A 24,260-nucleotide genomic window follows, 5' to 3' on the forward strand; every position below is an offset into this window, starting at 1 on the left:
AATGAGACATTTAGTACTAATTCTTTCTTTTTTTGCTTACATATCCGTCCAAGCCCAACAAATCACATGCTCCCAAAAAGACAGAGCGGCTGTTGTGAGCAAATTAGTTGAAATAGACGGTATGTTTCAGGATGATATTGGCGCCACTATGGTCAGCGTTGGTAAAACATTTATGAAAACACCGTATGTTGCCAAAACGTTGGAAATTGGTGACAAAGAAACCTTGGTCGTAAACCTACAAGGATTGGATTGTACCACTTTTGTGGAGAACGTGCTTGCTTTTTCCCTTCTGCTCCGTCAGCTAGAAATGTCCTTTGACGCTTATTTAAAAAATCTTGAAATTATACGATATAAAGATGGTTCTTTAAATGGTTATGCCTCTCGCCTCCATTATTTCTCCGAGTGGATTGCCAACAATGCCGAAAAAGGGCTTCTTAAAGATATTACCGGTGAAATTGGTGGCGCAGCAATCACTAAGGATATTAATTTTATGAGCACGCACAGAGATTTGTATCCCTTCTTGGCAGATGATGTTAATTTCTCAAAAATCAAAGCATCCGAAAACTATTTGAATAGTCAGGCTATTTGTGTGTTGCCACAAGATGATATTGCCGCCAACGAACACTTAATACAAACTGGTGATATTATTGCTTTAGCAACTTCCATCAATGGCTTGGACGTTACCCATACGGGTATCGCTACGCGCGAAAAAGATGGTAGAATTCACTTACTACATGCATCAACCGGGTCTATGGAGGTTGAAGTATCAAAAAAACCTTTAGCAGATTACTTAAAAGGAATTAAAAGCAATACAGGTATTATGGTTGCAAGACCACTTTAAGCATTGCCCCCTGCCATAGCCAATAAATATTTTTTAGGTGTCGTGTTATACTTTTTCTTAAACGCCGCAATGAAATGACTTGAGGTACTATACCCCACTTTAAGCCCTATTTCATTGACATTATACTGACCGGTTTCTAATAATCGCTTTGCAAAATCCATCTTGTGATCAAATAGAAAACTATATACAGAATCTCCATAAATCTGTTTAAATCCTTCTTTTAAGCGTTTTAGACTCAAGCCTACTTCACTTGACAGTTCTGCCAATGTTGGTGGTTCGGCCATGTTGGCCAAAATAATTTCTTTGGCTTTCTTGATTTTCTTTACATTTTCCTCATCTGCCAAATACGGGCACTGTTCAATATCTGCATTGGGGCTTCTATTAAAGTACAAGGCAATCAATTCATAAATCTTACCTTTTACATACAGCGCTTTTATAGACGGATGTAAATTATAATTTACGATCTGACTCAAAATAACGGCTATCGATGGGGAAAATGGTTCTTGAGCATAATACTTTTTCTCAGTATTATCGGCACTTAAAAATGGTATATAATCTGCTTCTGCAGTAAAAAGAGAGTGAAATTTTCGTAAGGTCATCACCACGGAAACCAATGATGATTTTGGATTTAGACTTAAATTCAACGGTAGATCTAACTGCGTGTTATACAATAACAAAGAGTTCTCTTCCTTTACATCTAAACTATAATTTCCTTGATTAAAATTATAGGTGCCGTTACCCTTTAAACAGAAGTGAAATTGTATAAAACGTTTATTGATATCACGAGAATATTGAACTGCTATATCTTCATCATTTTGAAATTTAAGAACGTAAAATCCGTCCTCGATCATAACTTCGTCATATGACCCTTGAGCGTTACTTTTTAAATCCATTTTCCTCAATTAATTTTATATCTATTTAGAAAGCATCTAAATAAAATTATAGTTATTGACTGAAACCACCATAAAATTATGGCTAATAAACTGATAAATGTCATATTTTGCCCAAAAATTCGGCAGACGACATTAATTGTACCTCTAGCGTTGTTTTTATTGAAAGGATGCTCATATTTTTGTATCCGCTTTATGAAGGACTATCACATTTCTAAACATAATTCCTTTTATACCATTGGCCTAAACTACAAAAAGGCCGATGCCGAGGCCCGTGGTAAATTTAGTTTGGACGAAGTGGCCGTGAAATCACTTTTGCAAGAAGCTAAAAATCAGGGCATAGATGGTTTATTGGCAACATCTACCTGTAACCGGACCGAGTTACATGGTTTTGCCCAACACCCTTTTCAACTTATAAAATTATTATGTGACCACTCTAACGGAACCGTTGAAGCATTTCAAGAAGTGGCATATGTCTATAAGAACAAAGAAGCTATCAATCACTTGTTTCGTGTAGGTACAGGTTTGGATAGCCAAATACTGGGTGATTTTGAAATCATTAGCCAGTTAAAACAAAGTTTTAAGCGCTCCAAGGAATTGGGTATTGCCAATCCGTTTATTGAACGTCTTTGTAATAGTATCATACAAGCTAGTAAACGTATTAAAAACGAAACTGAGATTTCTTCCGGAGCCACATCCGTAGCATTCGCGTCCGTACAATATATTATGCGTAACGTTGAAAATGTATCCGATAAGAACATTCTATTATTTGGTACTGGCAAGATCGGCCGCAATACGTGCGAGAATTTAATAAAGCACACCAAAAACTCACACATTACCCTTATCAATAGAACCAAAGGTAAAGCTGAACAAATTGCGGGGAAGTTCAACCTTATGGTAAAAGATTACGGCGATTTGCAATCGGAAATAAGAAAATCCGATATTCTTGTGGTTGCCACAGGTGCACAAAAACCAACGATTACCAAAGAATTGATCTATACCAATAAACCTTTATTGATATTAGATTTGTCCGTTCCCAAAAATGTTGACGCAAGCGTTTCAAATATGGACAACGTAACCGTCATCCATTTAGATCATTTATCTCAAATGACCGATGAGACATTGGAACGTAGAAAGCAATTTATTCCAGAAGCGGAAGCTATAAACGAAGAGGTAAAGCATGATTTTAACCAATGGTTGGAAACCAGAAAATTTGCTCCCGTTATCAAAGCTTTAAAACAAAAGTTAAAGACTATAAAGGATGAAGAGCTTGACTACCAATCCAAAAAAACGGTCGATTTTAATTCGCACCAGGCAGATGTAGTCACCAATCGCATCATTCAAAAAATAACCAAACAATTTGCAAATCATCTTAAAGATGACTCGGTAGATTCCAATTCAAGTTTAGAATTTATCCAAAAAGTTTTTCAATTAGAATTGGACGAAAAATGAGTAAAGTAATACGATTAGGCACACGCGATAGCGAGTTAGCGCTATGGCAGGCAAATACCGTAAAAGATCAACTACAAGCATTAGGCCATACTGTAAAATTAGTTCCTGTAAAATCTACGGGGGATTTAATTTTAGATAAGCCTTTGTATGAATTAGGTATCACCGGAGTATTCACCAAAACATTGGATGTTGCCATGATCAATGGCGATATTGACATTGCGGTACACTCCATGAAAGATGTACCCACTGCCCTACCGCAAGGGATTGTAAAGGCCGCTGTTTTAAAACGTGGTAATTACATGGATATCATGGCATTTAAAGACAATGAAGAGTTTTTGGGAGCACGTGATGCCGTTATTGCTACCGGCAGTTTACGTAGACAGGCACAATGGCTCAACAGATACCCAACACACACTGTTGTAGATCTAAGGGGCAATGTAAACAGCCGTTTAGAGAAATTGTACAATAATGAATGGAACGGTGCCATTTTTGCCGCTGCAGGTTTGGAACGTATTGGTTTAGAGCCAGAGAATACCATTGGACTTACCTGGATGTTGCCCGCACCTGCCCAAGGAGCTATTATGGTAGTAGCCATGGAGGACAATGAAGAAGTTCGTGAAGCATGTGCACAATTGAACCATGAGGAAACCGATACCTGTGTTACCCTGGAAAGACAATTTCTTAGGGAACTAGAAGGTGGTTGTAGCGCACCTATAGGGGCACTATCCTATATCAACAAAGAAAATATTGTTACGCTTAAGGGCGTATTATTAAATGTTGATGGCAGCAAAAAGCTAGAAACCGAATTAACAGCACCACTTGGCAAACACCAAAATTTAGGTATTGACTGTGCCAAGACGATTTTAGCACGTGGTGGTAGACGTTTAATGACGGAATTGGCAAGTGCTGGAACCGAGGTAAACATTTTTTCTACAAAGAAACTTACACCTCAACAGCAACTTAGCCTTAATATTTCTGTAAATGCGGATTCAGATGATTTCATAAAAATCAATTTTAATCGTATTTCTCCGATTGTTCTTAAAAAGGAGCACAAGAATGTAGTCTTCACCAGCAAAAATGCGGTTGAAGCAGTATTGGCAAGTAGAGATGTGTCCGAATTAAATTTTAAGAATATCTATTGTGTAGGTAGAAAAACAAGACGATTTATAAAAAATAAGTTTGGCAAAATAACGCATTACGAAAACAATGCGAAAGACCTGGCCAATCACTTAGTGGAATTTATTGATGGTACAGAAGTTACCTATTTTCACGGAAATCTTAGCTTGGAAGAATTGCCTGTTATTTTAGAGGAAAACAACATTACGGTCAATGCCATTGAAGCATATAGAACAAAATTATCCGGTAAGTCCATACCAGAATCCGTAAAAGGCATCATGTTCTTTAGTCCGTCTAACGTTGAAAGTTATCTTCAAGAAAATTCGGCAGATAAAATTGCGTATTGCATAGGCGAAACCACTGCAAAAGCGGCCAGGGAACATTTCACTGAAGTTAAAGTTGCCAAAATACCAACGGTAGAAAGTGTTATTGAATTGGTGAATGCGGATTATGAAGATTAGCCAATGGATGTTGGCTAAAAAATTAAAAATTAACGTCTTTGCGAGCATAGCGAAGCAATCTGTTTCTTAGGAACACCAACAAACAGATTGCTTCGGAGCAAAAAGGCTCCTCGCAATGACGAACAACATAAACTATGAGCTTAAAAAACGACCTATTTCTAAAAGCATTAAAAGGTGAGACTGTAGAAAGACCACCAGTATGGATGATGCGCCAAGCAGGTAGATATTTACCTGAGTTTATGGCAATCAAGGAAAAATATGATTTCTTCACAAGATGTCAGACTCCTGAATTGGCATCTGAAATTACGGTACAACCTATTCGTAGATATGGTATGGATGCCGCTATTCTTTTCAGTGACATTTTAGTGATACCACAGGCCATGAACATTCATGTGGAAATGAAACCGAATTTTGGTCCGTATTTACCGAATCCTATTCGTAATCAGAAAGATTTGGATAGCGTCATTGTTCCAGATGTTCACGAAACCTTAGGATATGTAATGGAAGCTATAAAAGCTACCAAGGAGAAACTGAACAATGAAGTTCCCTTGATCGGTTTTGCAGGTTCCCCTTGGACTATCTTGTGTTACTGTGTGCAAGGACAAGGCAGCAAAACGTTCGATAAGGCTAAAGAATTGTGTTTTACACAGCCCGTTGTTGCACATGAATTGCTTCAAAAAATTACAGATACCACCATTGCCTATTTAAAGGCTAAAGTAGCTGCTGGTGTAAATGCAGTACAGGTATTTGATTCTTGGGGCGGGATGTTATCGCCAACGGATTATCAAGAATTTTCTTGGCAGTACATTCAGCAGATTATAGATGCTTTAAAAGGCGAGGCTCCGGTCATTGTTTTTGGTAAGGGTTGTTGGTTCGCTTTGGGTGATATGGCAAAATCAGGTGCATCTGCATTGGGTGTGGACTGGACCTGTTCGGCAAGAAACGCACGTTATTTAAGTGGTGGCAAAATTACCCTTCAAGGAAATTTTGATCCCGCCAGATTGCTTTCTCCACCGGCAGAAATCAAGAAAATGGTTCACCAAATGATCAACGAGTTTGGCAAGGATAGCTATGTTGTAAATTTAGGGCACGGTATTTTACCCAATGTTCCGGTAGAAAACGCAAAAGCCTTTATTGACGCCGTAAAAGAATATAAGCCGGCTTAATTTCAATCATTTGTAACATATAGCCGAAATTACAGTAGCATCATGAATTCTTTTCAACTACCAGATTTCGAAATCAATCCTATATATGAGCGAGACGGGTGGCGATTATGTGATTTTTGCTGTGCAAACGAAAATCACTTAAGTAGATTTTTTCCCAGTACACTTGCGTCAAATTTAAATCCTACCCTGTCCAATCTTTTTGTTGAAAAGAAAGTCAGCGAGTTTATTAAACACGAGGAATATCTATTTACCCTAAAAGAGCCTCAAAACCGTAAAATAATAGGGCTGGTGTATGTAAAAGCTATTGATCTTGCTAAAAATGAAGCAGAATTAGCCTACTGCATAGATTATAACCAAGTCAATAAAGGATACACCACTATTGCGGTAGAAACCATTTCTAAATGGGCATTACAATTGCCGAATATCCATACGCTACGGATTCTTGTACACAAAACGAATATTGGTAGTATTAGGGTCGCAGAAAAATGTGGTTATCTTTGGAAAGAAACCTTAAAAAAATCCTTTACCCCACCTAACGAAGAACCGTTAGATATGGAACTTTACGTTTTAGAAAATGAAAGATAAATTTTACACATACATACAACAACTTCAAGATACGATAACCGCCAAATTAGAAGAAGTAGACGGTAAAGCTACTTTTCAAGAAGATATCTGGAAACGCCATGAAGGTGGCGGTGGAAGAACCCGTGTTATAGAAAATGGGGCAGTATTTGAAAAAGGAGGCGTAAATATTTCTGGCGTTCATGGCGAATTGCCCGATAGTATGAAAGCATATTTTAAAGTGAAAGAAGGTAATTTCTTTGCATGCGGATTAAGCTTGGTCTTGCACCCAAAAAACCCTATGGTACCTACTGTTCATGCCAATTGGCGTTACTTTGAATTGTATAATGAGCAAGGTGAAATTGTAGATCAATGGTTTGGTGGTGGTCAGGATCTAACTCCGTATTACCTTTTTGATGAAGATGCCGTTCATTTTCACCAAGTGTGCAAAACAGCATGCGACAAACATCAGCCAACATTTTATGATACCTATAAAAAAAGATGCGATGAGTATTTTTGGAACACCCATAGAAATGAGGCACGTGGACTAGGTGGTATATTTTTCGACTATTGCAAAGCTACTCCAGAGATGAATATGCAACAGTGGTACGACTTTGTTACCGAAGTAGGTAACAGTTTCCTATCATGTTATGTACCAATCGTTATAAAGCGCAAAGACCTTGACTACACTAAGGAACAAAGAGATTGGCAAGAAATTAGAAGAGGAAGATATGTAGAATTTAATCTAGTCCATGACAAAGGAACTTTATTCGGGTTAAAGACGAACGGAAGAATAGAAAGTATCTTAATGAGCTTGCCTCCACATGTACAATGGCGTTATGACCATCAACCCGAAAAAGGCAGTGAGGAAGAACGTTTGTTGCATATTTTAAAAGCACCAAAAGCATGGGTTTAAGAACACTGCTAACATTGAGTTTACTATACTCAATTTGTATATGTTCCGCTCAAAATTCACCATATAAAAAAGCTTTTCCTGACAAGGTAACCGTTAGGTTGTCACTACAGACCACCTCTAACAGTTTCACCGTTAGGGACAAGATAACACGTAATAAAACAGAATTTATACCCAACGATAAAAGCTATTTAGGGGTATCGGTTCTATTTCGTTTTCTAGAAGTCGATTTTGGCTATGCTCCTAACTTTTTGGCAGAGAACAAGGACAACGGAGATTCTAAATTGATCACCTTTAACATCCGAACCTTTTTTGGTCAATTTATGCAGACGTTGGATATCTACAAACAAAAAGGCTTCTTTATTAGAACCGCAGATTTATCCTTACCGATAGATAATCTAAGAACCTTTAAAATAGGCGGAACCTCCAGTTACATTTTTAACGAAGATTTTTCATTTCGGGCAATAGGCTTTCAAAATGAATGGCAAAAGCAGAGTGTTGGCAGTTTTATACCCAGTATATCTTACTATTACACTAAGTTTAGACTAGAAGACCCCATAATTGACAATCAATTGGAAAAATCCTTAAAAGTGGCCATTGGTCCGGGTTACTACTACAATTGGGTCTTTGATGAAAACTATCTTGTTTCTGCCGGTGCCACTGGCGGGTTAGGTTTCAATTATTCAAGTACGGAAGGCAAAACCTCTTTCAATGGACTGGCACAACTTATATTTAGGTTGACGGGTGGCTATAATTCTGAAAATTTTTTTAGCGGCGTAAACATCAACACCCAGCTCTTAAGCCATACTTCAGATGAAAATTTTATTTTGGACGACTCCATAAGTTTTCTTGAATTCTACGTGGGCTACAGATTTGACGCACCAAGAAAGTGGATTCAAAAAGCTGATGAGATAAGTCGTAAATTCGGAATAGAATAAACCTTAGTGATATGAAGCAAAAAATATATCAGATCGATGCATTCACCTCTAAACTGTATGGAGGCAACCCAGCAGCAGTTTGTATTCTAGAATCTTGGTTAGACACCAGTTTAATGCAACAGATAGCTGCCGAAAATAATTTAGCCGAAACCGCTTTTGCCGTTGCCAAAGATGATCATTATGAGTTACGCTGGTTTACCCCAGAAGTTGAAGTTGATCTTTGTGGACATGCTACCCTTGCGACCGCCTTCGTCCTGTATAACCACTACGATTACCAAGAAAATACGCTTCGGTTTATTTCTCCTAGAAGTGGAGAATTATTGGTGCAAAAGGACGACTCGGGATTATTAACGATGGATTTCCCTGCAGATGAATTAATAGCGGTATCAGAACAAGCCAATATATCGGAGGCCATTGGCAAAACACCTACAAAGACCTTTAAAGGAAAGACCGATTACATGCTTATTTATGAAACCCAGGAGGAAATAGAAGCCATGCAACCAAATTTTCATCTGTTGAACGAGTTGGATTGTAGAGGTGTCATTATTACTGCAAAGGGTAACGATGTAGATTTTGTATCACGCTTTTTTGCTCCGCAATGCGGTATACCGGAAGATCCAGTTACCGGATCTGCACATACCACCTTAACCCCATATTGGTCAGAGAAATTGAACAAGAAAGTAATGACCGCCAAACAATTGTCTGAGCGTGGCGGCGATATACAATGTGAATATCATGGAGACCGTGTAAAAATATCCGGTAACGGGGTTTGTTATTTGGTTGGGGAAATAAGCATTTAAACTATTTCCAGGTGATCGTCTTTTTAGATACTTCCTCAAATTGATATTTTAAATGGGCAAATCTAGCTTTTAACAACACTTTTCTGCCTTTTAAAGTTCTCGTAAAAAGTATTTTAGAGCCATCTACGTGTGCGTTCCAATGTTTTTGAAAAATCAAAGCTTCGGTTTTGTTTTTAGACACTTCCTTTGGAACTACATAGTAATTTCTAATGTTCAACTTTCGCTTAAACCAATTGCTGTTTACCAGTAAATATCGTGGATTGTCAACGGGCGCTATAATCTCTTCTAAAAGAGAGATAAATACATTACTATCATGTTGGCTAGCATCTTTTAAATAGGTAGAAAAAGTTCCTTTTAAATTCTGTTCGGCATGTATGGTAGCATTGTTAGATTCAAAGTACGGAGTCTTATCATCTAGCAAATACCCCAACACCGCTTTTGCTATTTTCTTTGTTTTCTTGTATTGATTACCAAATAGAAAGTAAAGCTTTAATGCTTTGAACGTTTTTGGTCCAAAACCAAGAAGAAGGGCTGCGCAGAATATATAAAAAACCTGCAAAATGCCTTTGCCCAAAACGGCACCCATATTTTTAATTAAAAATTCTGGAACAAACATAGACACCCCTAAAACTACTTCTAGCATCACATACTTACCTGCATTTAAGGCATGTAATTTTTTTGTTTTGGCAAAAGGCTGATCACCGGCGGAGGGTATCTTAAGTTCTCGCACCAAAATGGAACCTTTTTCAATGGCGTGATTCCATCTATATAGAAAGTCAGATTTCTGTTGTGCGGTTTCTAGCATTTCTGCGTTAATCGTTGCTAAATCGGTAGTTTCATTCCATACCAGAGGTAATACCAATCGGTCTATTCCGTTGGAAATATAAATTTCATCACGGAGCGATACCCCTGTAAAGGCTTCAAAACGTTGCTGTAGTTTTTCCATGTCCTTACCACCATCGGTAGCAGTTGGGTCCAAACAGGCTAAATGCCAAATAGTACCTGTTTTATCAGGATTATGTGCATCTACCCGAATAGCGCGACCTCGCATTTGATTGGAAGAAACAAAAGAACCTACATAAGACGCCAAGATCAAAGTGTTAATACAAGGTGCATCCCACCCTTCGCCTAGAAAAGCTTTTGTACCGATCAAGGTTTTTATTGCTCCATCTTGAAATAACTGCGTAACAGATTCTGCTATTTTATGTTTAAACGTATCGGGCACTTGTATAAAAAGATATCCTATAGCACCCTCAACAGCCTGCACATGCAGCTTTTCAATAGCTAAAAGCGCTTTCAAATTTGGCAAAACAGTTTCATGCAATAGCACCAATGACCCTGTTAACACACCAAGTTGTGTATAATCACTTTGCTTGGCCAAAATGTATTTGAAAATAGGCACTACCCCAAGCTTGTTTAAGACTTTAGTATCGCTTCCTTCAAAATTTAAAAACTCCTTTCGGATAAAATCAGTCAAAATGACCGTTCTAGCAGCACCGCCCAAATTGGCATTGGTACTTTTTACAATTTGATAAATACTTTCAAGCTTACTAGGGCTATTGGATAAGTTTCTATACAAAACCTCATCACCAACAAAATTTACCCGCCTATTTTCGAGAACCCCTATACGCTTTAGTTCCTTTTCCAAAGGCAATAAAATTGCTTCAAGAGCACTAAATGCTTTCCGTTGATCCACCAATAAATGCTGTAACAATGCTTCTGACCATTCATAGGTAAAACTGGGAAAGTTTACATCGTTGTTAGAAAAACCAAGAATTTTTAAGTTCTGCTCATTTACGGCATAACCGAAAGCGTTCAGATAAATAATAACCGAACTGAAAAAAGTAGGATTTTGATAGATATATTCCAAAGATTCCTTTGGGTGTACATAGAAATCCTGAGTGATCAACGCTTCTTGTAACTCCTTATTTACAAGAAGTTGATTGGTAAAATTTAAAATCTGCTCTCGGTAGTTTACAATGTATTTGATCTGTGCCTCTTCAGGCTTGGAGAAATACACAAAATCTTGATGCGGACAAAGGTCTCCGTTCTTAATAAGATCTGGTACTGCAATTTCATCATCAATAGGACCACATAAACTAAAATAACGATTGATTTCTGTTGTAGAACTATCATAAGGCGGAGTTGCGGTCAACGAGACCACCGTTAAACCTTCTATTTGCTTTAAATGATAAAGGCATTGCCACCATTCATTTTTAAGATGATGCGCCTCATCTAACACTAAGGTTTTAATGCCATGCGATGTGATAAAATCTAACAGCTGTTGTTTCTCATTTTCATCGAAAGACTTGGTTAAGGAAAATAATGATTGATAGGTTGAAAAAGTAATTAAGCTAGGTTTTTTTAGGTCTAAGGAATACTGATCGAAATCTTTTTGAACCGCAAAAAAATCTAACAACCGAGAACGCCATTGGTTACGTATGGTCAATGTAGGCGCCAAGACCAAAGTTGGTTTACCTATACGAATTAGAATTTCTAAGCCAAGTATGGTTTTGCCAGATCCCGGTGGTGCAACAACATGTAAATGCTCGTCTTTAATATGGCTTTGAAAACCATCCAAAAATTTTTGTTGATAGCTACGCCATGTATATTTGAACTTTAATAGTTCTCTGAATTTTTGCATCAAGAATCAATTATCGGCTAAGCCCATAAAAATAAGTAATAACCACTATAGCTATTCTTCAAATTCCCCTATTTTTGTAAAACTTCAAGAGATGCACGTTTTATGGCATAGCAACTAAGGCTTTAAAGCGATTGAGCGTTTGAATTTAAATATTCGAATATGGCAAAAAAAGGCAAAGCAAAAAACACGTTGAACAAAGCAAAGCATGCCAAGCTCATGGAAAGAAAGAAGAACAAATTAAAGAAGGAAGCCGCGCTTAGAAAAGAACGGCTTAAAAGTATCATTAAAAAAAGTCAAGAATCTAAATAAGCATTTAAAAATTACACTATGTACCCACTTATACGCCCAAGAAGATTAAGAACCTCAGAAGCAATACGTAGTTTGGTTCGTGAAACCATCATTTCTCCAAGTGACTTTTTGGTCCCGCTTTTTGTAGTTGAGGGCAAGGGAATTAAAGAAGAAATACCTTCTATGCCCAACTATTACCGTCTTAGTCTAGATAACTTGACCAAAGAGGTAAAGGAACTTTGGGAAATGGGGCTGCGCTCTGTTCTGTTATTTGTTAAGGTACCTGATAATCTAAAGGATAACAGCGGCTCTGAGGCATTGAACGAAAACGGATTAATGCAATTGGCGATCAAGACAGTAAAAAGTGCTTGCCCAGAGATGTTGGTAATGACAGATGTTGCCCTTGACCCCTATTCTTCTTACGGTCATGATGGTATTGTTGCCGACGGACAAATTCTAAACGATGAAAGTGTAGATGTATTAGCGGAAATGAGTGTATCCCACGCACAGGCGGGTGCAGATTTTGTTGCTCCTAGCGATATGATGGACGGTCGTATTATCAGCATTCGTGAAGCATTGGAAGATGAAGGGTATACCAATACCGGCATCATGGCATACAGTGCTAAATATGCCAGTGCTTTCTACGGTCCGTTTAGAGATGCTTTAGACTCTGCCCCTGTGGATATCAAAAATGTACCTAAGGATAAAAAGACCTATCAAATGGATTATGCGAATCGGTTTGAAGCTATTCGCGAAACGCAGTTGGATATTGATGAAGGTGCGGATATTGTTATGGTGAAACCGGGATTGTGCTATTTGGATATTGTCCGTGAAATTAAAAATGAATTTGATGTGCCCGTTGCCGTGTACCAAGTTTCAGGTGAATATGCCATGGTAAAAGCAGCCGCTGAAAAAAGATGGTTAGATCATGATGCCGTAATGATGGAACAATTGACCGCAATTAAAAGAGCAGGTGCCAATATCATAGCTAGTTACTTTGCCAAAGATGCCGTTAAACTATTAGGTTAAAGAACGGTTTACATGCGTAATTATTTATATATACTTTTCGGTTTATTTTACGCTGTGGGCTTTGCACAGGTAGAGCGCACCACACCATTGTTGCTTCCGGTGGGTTCTAGTTTACAAGAATCTTCGTTGAAGGCCTACGCATTGGATTCTGCCCTTATATATCGAAACGTAGACAGTATTGTAACAAATGGTATAAAAAATAACGCTTTTCCAGGGGCGCAAGTTTTAATTGCGAAAGAGGGGAATATCATTTTCCATGAAGCATACGGATTTCATACCTATGACAGCATACAACCTGTTGCTAAAAATGATATTTATGATTTAGCTTCGGTCACCAAAATTCTAGGTCCGCTACCTGCCATCATGAAATTGGTAGATGAAGGCAAGTTGAGTTTAGATGTTCCTTTCAGCACCTATTGGAAACCTTGGAAAAGTCAAAAAGACAAAGTAAACATTACGCTTCGCGAGATATTGGCGCATCAAGCTGGTTTAGAACCTTACATTGTATTCTTAAGCAAAACCTTAAAAAATAACGGTCGGTTTAAAAAGAGGTTTATCCGCAGTAAACCGAATAAAAGGTTTAGTAACAAAGCTTATGAAGGTATCTATGTAAAAAATAGATACAATAGAAAAATGTATCGCATCATCAATCGTTCTAAGGTATCAGCAGAGAAGAAATATAAATATTCCGGACTCACATTTCTAATTTTTCCAGAGCTGATTTCTCAAATAACGGGCATTCCGTATGAAGATTATATGGAGCAGGAATTTTACAGACCACTTGGTATGAAAACCTTTGGTTTTTTGCCGAGTACCAAAAATTTCAACAATAAAATTGTCCCGACCGAAGTCGATACTATGTACAGACATACACTAACCCAAGGTTGGGTACATGATGAAAATGCATCTTTATTAGGTGGTATTTCTGGCAACGCCGGGCTGTTTGGTACTGCAGACGATCTGGCGATCATTATGCAAATGTTCCTGCAAAACGGTCTTTATGCCTGTAAACGATACATCTCTGAAAAAACTATAAAGGAATTTACCAAAGTACAATATCCCGATAACGATAATAGAAGGGGCCTTGGTTTTGATAAACCCTATTTAAAGAATAATACGTTTAAGATTACCAATGCTTACCCCGCGCCAGAAGTAGGAGCATCTAGTTTTGGGCATAGCGGTTTTACAGGAACTTTTGTCTGGGCAGATCCAGAGCATCAAATGGTATATATTTTCTTATCGAACAGGGTATATCCTACACGAGAAAATAGGAATATTTACCGCTTAAATATACGTCCGTCCGTTCAACAAATATTTTATCAGGCATTTGATAACGCAAAACAGCACCAACCTTAGCATTTTTATTAATATCTTCGATTTATAAAACAACCCTATGGGACTATTACTATTTTACGCATTTATTTCTATTTTCTTCTCCTTTCTGTGTTCTATACTAGAAGCGGTATTGTTGAGTATTACCCCAACCTTCATCAACGTAAAATTGAAAGAAGGCCACTCTTATGCAAAAACCTTGGAAGGTCTTAAAAAAGATGTCGATCAGCCGTTGATCGCTATTTTGACCATAAATACCATTGCCCATACCGTTGGTGCAATTTTGGTAGGTGTGCAGGCAAAGGCGGCCTATGCCGAACTTTACGGTAGCGAGACCAGCTCTATTTTTGGCATAGAATTTACCGAAGACCTAATGGTAGGCGTTGTATCTACCATTATGACCATACTAATTCTGGTAGCATCTGAAATTATACCTAAGACCATTGGCGCAACCTACTGGAAACAATTGGCGAATTTCTCTACCAAGGCATTGAATATTATGGTGTTGGGCTTAAAATATACAGGCTTACTTTGGTTGTTGCGTTTATTTACCAAAATGGTAGGCGGTGGCAACCATCATGGTAGTGTATTAAGTAGGGAAGATTTTCATGCCATGACAGATATGGCGCATGAAGAGGGTGTTTTTGAAAAATCCGAATCTACCATCATCAAAAATCTTTTGAAGTTCGATGAAGTTTTGGTCAAAGATATTATGACCCCAAGGGCGGTTATGAAAGTAGCTTCAGATGAAAAAACGATTGCAGATTTCTTTACCGACAATCCCAAATTACGCTTCTCTAGAATTCCTATTTACACCAATAACATTGATAACATTACCGGTTTTGTTTTAAAGGACAATGTATTGGAAGAAATGATCAACCAGAACGGTGATATTCCTTTAAAGGATATTAAACGAGAAATATTGGTTACCCGTAGAAGTACACCGATCCCTACATTATTTGAAATTTTCATAGAAAAACGTGAAGCCATTGCACTTGTGGTAGACGAATATGGTTCTGTTAGCGGTATTGTAACCATGGAAGATGTGATCGAGACCCTTCTAGGGCTTGAAATTATGGATGAGAGCGACAATATTGCGGATTTGCAGAGTCTTGCCCGTAAAAATTGGGAAAAACGTGCTCAGGCAACGGGAGTCATAGAAAAACCAACTTCACCGGACGAATAACCAGTACTCACCATTATGGCCGACATTGCTTACATAGATACACCTTTGGGCATAGCCAAAATTGTTGGGGATGCAGACGGACTTACAGCTATAACGGTCTTGAACTCTGATGAACCTTTAACGGATGTAATACCGGAAACATTAGAGGATGCCGTATACCAACTGAACGAGTATTTTGAAGGTGTAAGAACCCAATTTGATCTAAAGCTGAATCCTCACGGAACGGAATTCCAGAAAAAGGTTTGGGTAGAATTACAGAATATTCCCTACGGAAAATCTAGATCTTATTTAGAACTTGCCAAAACTTTGGGAGACCCAAATGCTACCCGGGCGGCCGCATCCGCAAATGCCAGAAATCCGTTATGGATCGTGGTGCCTTGCCATAGGGTCATAGGTACAGATGGTTCACTTACCGGTTACGCCGGCGGGCTACACAGAAAACAGTGGTTATTGAACCATGAAAGCCCTACAAAACAGCAAAGTTTGTTTTAAAAGCACTATTCTATCTCGTTAAAAAACAAACTACTTGGTTTGTTACCTATTCAAATTTCCCTCTAAATGCCATAAACCTTGTATTTCGTCGATTCTATTGTCATAACCATCGTACAATTCTACCATTGCAATGCCTTTTTTCAGGAAAGAACAGACCGGTTGGTCGGTTAGCTGATTTTCCCTTTTAGCGCAAATACTTCGTTTAGATTTATATTAAATTTTACGTTTATGGTTTCCCGTAATGTAAATTTTGCTGATTATTGTAGGTTTATTCTTTAATAGTATATTAGTAAACAGAAAAACAATTGCACATATTCTACAATATAGAGGGATATGTGCAATTGTGTACATATACAATAGTTCTATGCCATTTGAAAACTGAATATTTTGTCATTTGAAATAATATTTAGATATTTGTCTAAATATATAAATAAATGAATTCTCTTTTCAAGGCACTAAATGATGAAACCAGAAGACAAATTGTCGAGCTATTAAAAGAAAAAGATATGAATGCCGGAGAAATTGCAGATAGGTTTAATATATCCAAACCAAGTATTTCACATCATCTGGATATTCTTAAAAGAGCTGATTTAATAACAAGCGAAAAAAAAGGGCAGTTTATTGAATATTCATTAAACACAAGCATACTGGAAGATTTGCTAAACTGGATATTAACTTTAAAAAAATAAATATGAATTTAAAAAAGGAATTACCACTAATTGCAATTATGCTTTTGCCATTTATCTATTTAGCATATCTATGGAATGATTTACCAAGTAAAGTTCCTATGCATTGGAATCTAAAAGGAGAAATAGATAGATACGGAGATAAATCAGAACTTATAATCATTCCTATTCTATTACCACTACTTGTGTATGTAATCTTTTTGGTTGTTCCTAAAATTGACCCAAAAAACAAACTGAATAAAATGGGCAACAAGCTTCAAACAATAAAATTCTTATTGACCACATTTATGTCAATATTAGCACTATTCATAATTTATTCTGCAAAAAATCAATCTATAGCTAATCCAAATTATATTGTATTGTTAATAGGCTCACTTTATGTAATTCTTGGAAATTATTTTAAAACAATAAAAGCAAATTACTTCATTGGAATTAGAACACCTTGGTCTTTAGAAAACGAAACTGTTTGGAAAGAAACACACAAATTAGGAGGGAAAATTTGGTTTATTGGTGGTCTTATCGTTATAATTTCAAGTTTGTTATTAGAAAAGCAAACTAATTTTACATTGTTTATAGTTATCACGGCTATAATAACCATAATTCCTGTGGTCTATTCATATCTAAAATTTCAAAACCTAAAAAAACTAGCAAAATGAAAACCAAACTTGTATATCTTATAATTACAACAATTATCTCAATAAATTCATATTCTCAAAGTAGTAGACCTCAAGAACCCAAACAACCTTTTGAATATATAAGTGAAAATGTTGTATTTAAAAATAACCTTGATAGCATTTCTCTTGCAGGAACCCTTACATATCCAAAAATGGGTTCAGATTTTCCTGCTGTAATTTTGATTAGTGGTAGTGGACCACAAGACAGAAATTCCGAACTAATGAACCATAAACCATTTTTAGTAATCGCAGATTACCTAACTAAAAACGGAATTGCTGTATTACGAGTTGACGATAGAGGAACTCACGAATCAGAAGGAAATTATAATGAAACTGGACTCAAAGGATTTGTAAATGACACTAAAAGTGCTTTTGAATTTTTAAAAACCCATAAAGAGATTAATAACTCAAAAATTGGATTAATTGGGCATAGTTTAGGAGGTGTAATTGCACCAATTATAGCAAGTGAAAATACAGACGTTTCTTTTATTGTAATACTTGCTGGCTCAGGAATAAGAGGCGATAAGCTTATGCTTTTACAAAAAGAATTAATAGAGCGAAAAATGGGCGTTCCAGAGGTTGGAATCACGCAAGGACAAAATAATATGAAAGGTGCTTATGACATAATTTTAAAATCAAACAATAACAATACCCAATTACAAACAGAACTAAAAAATTATTTTGACAATGTATTTGGAGGAATGTTGCCTACAAATCAAATACAAGCTTTATCAGAACAGATGTCAATACCTTGGTTAACTGATTTTATTAAATTTGACCCTCAAACGTCTCTGAGCAAAACCAAATGTCCAGTTCTAGCCCTTAATGGGTCGAATGATTTACAAGTACCACCAAAAGAAAACCTAGAAACTATTGAAATGATCTTGAAAGAAAATGGAAACAAGGATGTTGAAACAAAACAATTGGAAAATTTAAATCATTTATTTCAAGAAAGTGAAACTGGATTACCAAATGAATATGCAACTATTGAACAGACTTTCTCACCAAAAGTTTTGGAAATAATGACTGAATGGATAAAACAACGAACTGAATAAAAAACGGCATAGAACAATGTATATAAAAAATAGGCGAAGCAGTAATAAATTAAAGAGTTTTGGCTCGTATCAAACTTTGTGCTAAACCGAAAATTTGGTGCTTCGAAACCGCCTACTTTTCATATACTAACCGTTGTATGTAATTTAAGCTAGCGAGCGGTTTTATTTTTCAAGGGTTACGTGAGCAATGTTGCGGGATGCGAATCGGATGTACTCGGCACTTATTGTTATGTTAGGACTGACTTAAAGGAAGGACATGCCCCAAGTAGTTTTGCTTTCAGCGTTGGGAGCTCGCTCACAAAACGTTGACACGTTAAAACTACTTGTATCAAGGACGGTAAAATTTTTTTAAAAGTCAATTTTCTAGTGTTTTATAACAATAAATGCCGATGGTTTTATACTTCCCTGGCCAACGCTGTTTAGCCATACCTAAAAATCATGGGCCAGGGGAATCTCAAAAAATAATCCCGAATAGTTTTACGCTATCTTAAACTATTATTTCTTTTATCCTTAATTTCATAAATAGAAATTAAATTAATCAGGGATAAAAGAAAACTACATACAACAGAACCTATGAACAATGCCCCAAGGGACACTGTTCATAGCTCTGTCGTTATCTGTAATTACCAAATCTAATAACGAAATTCTTAAAATAGCCAATGCCTGATAAAAACTCAAAAGTTATTTATAAAAGTCAGTTATCAACCTTTAATTTGGTTGTAATGATATTAGGTAGTCTTTTTTTGATTGGAATTGGAATTAATTTCCTTTTAAATACCCAAGAATCAGGAATTAATTGGTTCATAATTTTTCCATTAGGTTTTATCTTTCTAGGAGGTTTAATCGCATCTAATTCTTTAATGCTATGCTCGGTAATTATCACTAAGGAATATATAATTCTAAATTATCCATTAACAGGACGAAAAAAACACATTGAATGGAAATCAATTTCGGATGCTGGTATGAGGTTTATAACAACTAAAAGTAATGGAGGTGATTACTCTTTTAGAAAAGGAAAAGAGATAAGACTATTTTCAAATGGTAAAAATTATCATTTTACAACTTTCGCTTTGAAAGAACCTGAAAAGCTGATTTTCGAAATGAAAAAAAGATTGGGTAGTAATCTTAAAACTAAAATGAAAAATGAATATCAACAGTCTGAAAAAGAATTTTGGAAAAATGAAGACGATTATCGGATTTGGATGATGAAAATTGTATTACCCATTTGTTTGATAATTTTAGCTTTATTGTGGATATTAAAAAAATAAAAAACAGATAACACTATGTATAGTGTATATGCTCCCTTTGGGAAGCAAACACACTATACATTAAACGTTGTATGTAATTTGGTACGATATACAAACATCCTTTACAAAGTTATAGAAACATCGTTTACACTTTTTAAGTTGCATTTGAAACCAAAATTCATATGCTATGCCTTGGAAAGAATCAACGATTATGGAACAAAAAATTGAATTTATCTGTGAATGGCGTACTGGAAAATATACCATCACAGAGCTTTGTCGAGTCTTTAATATTTCAAGACCAACGGCATACAAAATCATTGCCCGCTTTGAAAATGAAGGTTATGAAGGGCTTAGGGAACTCTCCAGAAAACCACGTAGCCCACACCCTAACGCCACCAATAATAAAGTGGTGGGTCAAATTCTTAAATTGAAGGAAAAACACAAAGCATGGGGCGCTAAAAAGTTGCACACCTTGTTGTATATAGATTTCTCCGATGAATTGATCCCATCTGTGTTGACCGTTCATAACATCCTCAAAAAACACGGTTTGGTATCGCCTCAAAAACGACTTAGAAGAGTCAAGCCCATACATCCCGTTTTCGACCCCAAAGAATGCAATGAAGTATGGAGTGCCGACTATAAGGGTAAGTTCTTGATGGGCAACAAAATCTACTGTCATCCACTTACCATTGCCGATTCTAAAAGCCGATTTGTATTTACTGCCAAAGGGCATTACAAAGAAAACCTTGCATCGGCAAAGGCAGAGTTTAAAAGGGTTTTTAGGAAATTCGGTATCCCTGGACAAATACATACCGACAATGGAAGTCCTTTTGGTTCCGTTGCTGCAATACAAAGATTCACCAGACTCTCTTATTGGTTTATTGAACTAGGCATTATGCCCGTGTTTTCAGATCCAGCACACCCTGAACAGAACGGACGACATGAACGTATGCACCGCGATTTAAAAGCCGCTTGTGCCAAGCCTTCGGCTTATGACCTAAAAGCCCAACAAAGACGTCTAAACCAATTTGTAAAAGAATATAATCACGTAAGACCTCATGAAGCGCTGAACATGAAAACACCGGCCTCGGTTCATGAGTTCTCAACCAGTCCATTCCCAGAAAAAATACCAAACTTTGACTACGATGCCAAAATGAAAGTTTTAAAAGTTACCCAAAATGGAGCTATAAGATGGAAGTCATACAATTGGGTTTACCTTTCCGCTTCGCTCCAAGGTAAACCCATCGGTGCTCTAGACATTGGTAATGGTATTTGGAGAGTGTTTTATAGAAATGTATTTTTAGGTTACTTTGATGAACATGTATTTAGAAAAAAAGAACAATCAGTAAGGTTAGAAACTAATTTAGTGTAAACTTTAATCTATAACTTTTGTAAACCATGTATATTAACGAACAGCTGAAAACCGAACTTTAATTGATAAAAAGAGCGATAATAATAACACTAATTCTGAACTCAATAATTCTGATTGGTGTTCCTGCTGGACACGGTTACGGAATAATGGTAATGTTTGAATTTATAAGTATTCCGATTCTGATTAAAAACGGATTTGATTTTCAGAAAGAATATCCTTTTGAAAGTAGTCTGATTTTAATTGCTTTGGTTTCCTTAATTGGAAAACTAATTTCAATTTCACTATTGTTTTCAAAAAATATTTTGAACAAAAAGAACTGGATTTATATTGGACTGACTTTAATGCTGATTTCATTCCTTTTTGTTTGTTATGGAGCTTGGGAATGTGATAATTTCCTATTTGCAATTACTCTAGGGAGCGGAATTCCATTTTTAATATATTTCGGCAGAATATTATATTTAATTAAAAAGGAAAATAACAAAACGGAATTAGTAGCGGAATGAAAAAAGCCAGCGTATAACAATTTATAACTGCAATAACGGCAGATTCGACTACGTCCGAATCCACTCAGCATTGCTAAAGACAGTTCCAAACCGAAATATTAATGCATAATAACCTATATCTGACGGTTATACGAGACCGTTGTGATTAATGCGGTACGTTAAAGGGACATCGTTTACACTTTTTTAGGAGTTAATTTGAGATGAAAATCAAATTTATCATGACTTGGAAAGTCTTTTACAGAAATGTATTTTTAGGTCTCTTTTATCAAAGAAACCTAAGAAACAAACAACAATCTACAAGGTTAGCAACTAATTTAGTGTAAACCCTAACCTTTAACTTGTGTAAACTATCTCTCTTAACGAACATGTGCGAAAACACCTGAATTTATAAGGACCTAAAAATGGAAAGAGAATCAATTTTACTGATACACACAATTACAGGAATAATAATTTTTATCTCTGGTCTTTTACAAATACTTCTAAAGAAAGGTGGGAAAATTCATAAAATTCTAGGGAATGTATATTTGTATTCTTGGTTTGTTGTTCTTATATCTGGGGCTTATCTAGGTGGATTTTTAATTACAATTGTCGGAATCTTTGGGTTCTATTTTGCATTGACCGGTTCAAGGATTGGAAAACTGAAAAACAGCGGAATTACAATTTTTGAAAAATCTACATTTATATTCGGAGGACTTTTAGCAATAGTAATGCTTGGTTATGCAATTAATCTATTTATAAAAGGGTCCAAATCGTATTGGATTATTTTCGCAGTATTTGGTGGTATATTTACTTTTGTCACAGTTCAAGATATTTTTAAGTATGTTCTGCTCAAACCATTGAAAAAACAGATTTACGGACAATTAGACTGGTATTTTGAACATTTTACAAGAATGTTTATTTCGTTTATAGCAGCTACAACAGCTTTTGTATCTATTCAAGATTTATTTGGAAATACAACTATGAACTTTATAATGCCTACAATAATTGGAACTATAATGATATTTTTTTCAACCAAATTTTATAAGAAGAAGCTGAATATCGAAAAATGAACTTAATTAAATTAAAAACACTACTGCCAACAATGGCTATGAGTAATTGCTTGTTCTCGCCTTCTATGGAAATTCCTGCGCAATTTCCAACTTGGTGTATACTTGTAAAGTTAATCGCTAACCCACGCAACTACTCATAGTCGGGACCGTTACATACATTTTGAAAAAGAAATACAAACTAAATAACAAATTAATTAAAATCCTTTTGAAGGAAAATCTGGTATTTATAATTGTTATTGTAAGTATTATCTCTGTTTATTTCTACTCTAAAGGAGTTACAAATTTTGAATATTCTCCCCTATTCATCAAAGCTTTTATTTTTGTAGTATTAGTTTGGAATATTCCAGCTTTTATACTTTTAATTCATTTTTATATCGAAAATAAGGATACAAATTTCGAAATAGATATGGAATCGGATGTAATAATCATTGAAATTAAAGGATTAACCAAGCGGTACAAATTAAGCGATATAGATAAATCTACTTATAACTTAGGAATGTACCACAAGAATAACATTGATAATAAGGGACGATTTAAAATGCATATCTCCGACTTTGGGTACTGGGCAATACAATTTAATAATGGTGACAAATTTTATTTCACAAATCTATTGCACGACTTTTTACATGATAAACCTTTCATAAAAAAAACTAAATTTAATTATTGGTTTTATCCTATTATAAATAAACATTTAGCACACAAATAATAAAAAAGTATTAAAGTTTAGTAGAATAATATTTTATTACACAGAAATAAATATCTAATAAAGGGAATAAATACTTTTGCTATCAAAACCTAAACGTAATGCGGACTTTAGGTTAAAATCAAAAGGTCTGCGTATATTTATGAAGTCGCAAAATCTTTAGGATTTAGCTTTGGACAAGAAAAAATAAAAATAACCTTTAGCTTCGTGTGCAGACCTGCCGGCAGACAGGCGGAAACGAAATGTTTCCTGACTTCCGCACTACGCTTAGCCGAAACCGCAACAAGCTAAAAACAACACTGTGAAAACTGAAATTAATACGATTTGGATTGACTTAAATGAAGAACTTTATAAATTCATTTTAGGAAAAATAAAGGATGAACAAACATCAAAAGATATTCATCAGGAGGTTTTTATAAAAGTTCAAACCAAAATCCATCAACTAAAACATACTTCCAATCTTACTTCTTGGGTATACCAAATTACAAGGAATACCATTATTGACTACTTTAGAAAAGTAAATAAAAAAAACGTATCAATAAATAATTTAGAAATCCCAGAAACGGAGGTTGATAATTTTGATTACAATAACTTAACTAATTGTATCAATCAAAAAATAGAAAACCTTTCTTCCCAACATAAAGAAGCAATTATTTTAACCGCATTTAAAAACTACTCTCAAAAAGAACTTGCAAAACACTTAAAAATCTCATATTCCGGCACAAAATCAAGAGTTCAAAAAGCTAAAAAGATTTTAAGAGAAAACATTTTAGATTGCCCAAATGTAGAATCGGATAGTGCAGGTAAATTAATAGATTTTGAAAATGATTAAAATTTAGTACGTCTTTTTTAAACTAATTAC

Annotated in this window: 24 protein-coding genes; 22 read left to right on the forward strand and 2 right to left on the reverse strand. The window is 35.8% G+C overall.

The window, feature by feature from the left end:
* The first annotated feature begins 1 nt into the window (after nucleotide 1).
* Nucleotides 2–841 carry an N-acetylmuramoyl-L-alanine amidase-like domain-containing protein gene (locus PXC01_RS00475; RefSeq protein ID WP_276470415.1) on the forward strand — a complete coding sequence of 280 codons (840 nt, stop codon included), beginning with the start codon at nucleotides 2–4 and terminating at the stop codon, nucleotides 839–841.
* On the opposite strand, the gene PXC01_RS00480 is transcribed toward PXC01_RS00475, so the two are convergent.
* Nucleotides 838–1,734: an AraC family transcriptional regulator gene (locus PXC01_RS00480; RefSeq protein WP_276470416.1), complete on the reverse strand. Its 897-nt coding sequence runs from the start codon at nucleotides 1,732–1,734 to the stop codon at nucleotides 838–840. The two genes, PXC01_RS00475 and PXC01_RS00480, sit on opposite strands and share 4 nt — an antisense overlap.
* Before the next feature lie 192 nt (nucleotides 1,735–1,926).
* Here PXC01_RS00480 and hemA point away from each other — a divergent pair, with 192 nt between their 5' ends.
* The 7 genes from hemA to PXC01_RS00515 all read left to right on the forward strand — a co-directional run bounded on the left by hemA (nucleotide 1,927) and on the right by PXC01_RS00515 (nucleotide 9,138).
* Complete coding sequence (hemA, locus tag PXC01_RS00485) at nucleotides 1,927–3,183, forward strand: glutamyl-tRNA reductase (RefSeq protein WP_276470417.1); 1,257 nt, start codon at nucleotides 1,927–1,929, stop codon at nucleotides 3,181–3,183.
* Nucleotides 3,180–4,760 (forward strand): hydroxymethylbilane synthase, encoded by a 1,581-nt coding sequence (gene hemC, locus PXC01_RS00490; RefSeq protein WP_276470418.1) that lies wholly within the window; start codon nucleotides 3,180–3,182, stop codon nucleotides 4,758–4,760. The genes hemA and hemC overlap by 4 nt, the downstream gene beginning before the upstream one ends.
* A 134-nt stretch (nucleotides 4,761–4,894) precedes the next feature.
* Entirely contained in the window at nucleotides 4,895–5,926 is a 1,032-nt protein-coding gene (gene hemE / locus PXC01_RS00495) for a uroporphyrinogen decarboxylase (RefSeq protein WP_276470419.1), read from the forward strand.
* A gap of 42 nt (nucleotides 5,927–5,968) precedes the next feature.
* Entirely contained in the window at nucleotides 5,969–6,511 is a 543-nt protein-coding gene (locus tag PXC01_RS00500; protein WP_276470420.1) for a GNAT family N-acetyltransferase, read from the forward strand.
* Nucleotides 6,501–7,403, forward strand: a complete 903-nt coding sequence (hemF, locus tag PXC01_RS00505; RefSeq protein ID WP_276470421.1) for an oxygen-dependent coproporphyrinogen oxidase — start codon at nucleotides 6,501–6,503, stop codon at nucleotides 7,401–7,403. Before PXC01_RS00500 ends, hemF begins: the two co-directional genes overlap by 11 nt.
* Entirely contained in the window at nucleotides 7,394–8,338 is a 945-nt protein-coding gene (locus tag PXC01_RS00510) for a DUF4421 family protein (RefSeq protein WP_276470422.1), read from the forward strand. Before hemF ends, PXC01_RS00510 begins: the two co-directional genes overlap by 10 nt.
* A gap of 11 nt (nucleotides 8,339–8,349) precedes the next feature.
* Nucleotides 8,350–9,138, forward strand: coding sequence for a PhzF family phenazine biosynthesis protein (locus PXC01_RS00515; RefSeq protein WP_276470423.1), 789 nt, complete (start codon nucleotides 8,350–8,352; stop codon nucleotides 9,136–9,138).
* 1 nt (nucleotide 9,139) lies between these two features.
* On the opposite strand, the gene PXC01_RS00520 is transcribed toward PXC01_RS00515, so the two are convergent.
* Nucleotides 9,140–11,782 (reverse strand): DEAD/DEAH box helicase family protein, encoded by a 2,643-nt coding sequence (locus tag PXC01_RS00520; protein ID WP_276470424.1) that lies wholly within the window; start codon nucleotides 11,780–11,782, stop codon nucleotides 9,140–9,142.
* A gap of 159 nt (nucleotides 11,783–11,941) precedes the next feature.
* Here PXC01_RS00520 and PXC01_RS00525 point away from each other — a divergent pair, with 159 nt between their 5' ends.
* The 14 genes from PXC01_RS00525 (at nucleotide 11,942) to PXC01_RS00585 (ending at nucleotide 24,230) form a co-directional block, all read left to right on the forward strand.
* Complete coding sequence (locus tag PXC01_RS00525; RefSeq protein ID WP_276470425.1) at nucleotides 11,942–12,091, forward strand: hypothetical protein; 150 nt, start codon at nucleotides 11,942–11,944, stop codon at nucleotides 12,089–12,091.
* An 18-nt stretch (nucleotides 12,092–12,109) separates the two neighbouring features.
* The gene (gene hemB, locus PXC01_RS00530; protein WP_276470426.1) at nucleotides 12,110–13,099 is read left to right on the forward strand and encodes a porphobilinogen synthase; all 990 of its coding nucleotides are present in this window, start codon (nucleotides 12,110–12,112) and stop codon (nucleotides 13,097–13,099) included.
* Nucleotides 13,100–13,111: 12 nt separating this feature from the next.
* A complete protein-coding gene (locus tag PXC01_RS00535) occupies nucleotides 13,112–14,455 on the forward strand; it encodes a serine hydrolase domain-containing protein (RefSeq protein WP_276470427.1) in 1,344 nt (447 codons plus the stop codon).
* Between the two features lie 37 nt (nucleotides 14,456–14,492).
* On the forward strand, nucleotides 14,493–15,617 hold the full coding sequence (locus PXC01_RS00540) for a CNNM domain-containing protein (RefSeq protein ID WP_276470428.1): 1,125 nt from the start codon (nucleotides 14,493–14,495) through the stop codon (nucleotides 15,615–15,617).
* 15 nt (nucleotides 15,618–15,632) lie between these two features.
* Nucleotides 15,633–16,109, forward strand: coding sequence for a methylated-DNA--[protein]-cysteine S-methyltransferase (locus PXC01_RS00545; protein WP_276470429.1), 477 nt, complete (start codon nucleotides 15,633–15,635; stop codon nucleotides 16,107–16,109).
* Nucleotides 16,110–16,543: 434 nt separating this feature from the next.
* Nucleotides 16,544–16,798, forward strand: a complete 255-nt coding sequence (locus PXC01_RS00550; protein WP_276470430.1) for an autorepressor SdpR family transcription factor — start codon at nucleotides 16,544–16,546, stop codon at nucleotides 16,796–16,798.
* 2 nt (nucleotides 16,799–16,800) lie between these two features.
* Nucleotides 16,801–17,451, forward strand: coding sequence for an SdpI family protein (locus tag PXC01_RS00555; RefSeq protein WP_276470431.1), 651 nt, complete (start codon nucleotides 16,801–16,803; stop codon nucleotides 17,449–17,451).
* Nucleotides 17,448–18,524, forward strand: a complete 1,077-nt coding sequence (locus PXC01_RS00560) for an alpha/beta hydrolase family protein (protein ID WP_276470432.1) — start codon at nucleotides 17,448–17,450, stop codon at nucleotides 18,522–18,524. The genes PXC01_RS00555 and PXC01_RS00560 overlap by 4 nt, the downstream gene beginning before the upstream one ends.
* A gap of 659 nt (nucleotides 18,525–19,183) precedes the next feature.
* Nucleotides 19,184–19,792 (forward strand): hypothetical protein, encoded by a 609-nt coding sequence (locus PXC01_RS00565; RefSeq protein WP_276470433.1) that lies wholly within the window; start codon nucleotides 19,184–19,186, stop codon nucleotides 19,790–19,792.
* Nucleotides 19,793–19,958: 166 nt separating this feature from the next.
* On the forward strand, nucleotides 19,959–21,143 hold the full coding sequence (locus PXC01_RS00570; protein ID WP_276470434.1) for an IS481 family transposase: 1,185 nt from the start codon (nucleotides 19,959–19,961) through the stop codon (nucleotides 21,141–21,143).
* A 62-nt stretch (nucleotides 21,144–21,205) separates the two neighbouring features.
* A complete protein-coding gene (locus PXC01_RS00575; RefSeq protein WP_276470435.1) occupies nucleotides 21,206–21,646 on the forward strand; it encodes a hypothetical protein in 441 nt (146 codons plus the stop codon).
* 401 nt (nucleotides 21,647–22,047) lie between these two features.
* Complete coding sequence (locus tag PXC01_RS00580; protein WP_276470436.1) at nucleotides 22,048–22,695, forward strand: hypothetical protein; 648 nt, start codon at nucleotides 22,048–22,050, stop codon at nucleotides 22,693–22,695.
* 160 nt (nucleotides 22,696–22,855) lie between these two features.
* Nucleotides 22,856–23,401 carry a PH domain-containing protein gene (locus PXC01_RS18460; RefSeq protein ID WP_476703486.1) on the forward strand — a complete coding sequence of 182 codons (546 nt, stop codon included), beginning with the start codon at nucleotides 22,856–22,858 and terminating at the stop codon, nucleotides 23,399–23,401.
* Nucleotides 23,402–23,699: 298 nt separating this feature from the next.
* On the forward strand, nucleotides 23,700–24,230 hold the full coding sequence (locus tag PXC01_RS00585) for a sigma-70 family RNA polymerase sigma factor (protein ID WP_276470437.1): 531 nt from the start codon (nucleotides 23,700–23,702) through the stop codon (nucleotides 24,228–24,230).
* Nucleotides 24,231–24,260: the final 30 nt, after the last annotated feature.

It is taken from the genome of Maribacter huludaoensis (assembly GCF_029350945.1).
Lineage (GTDB): Bacteria > Bacteroidota > Bacteroidia > Flavobacteriales > Flavobacteriaceae > Maribacter > Maribacter huludaoensis.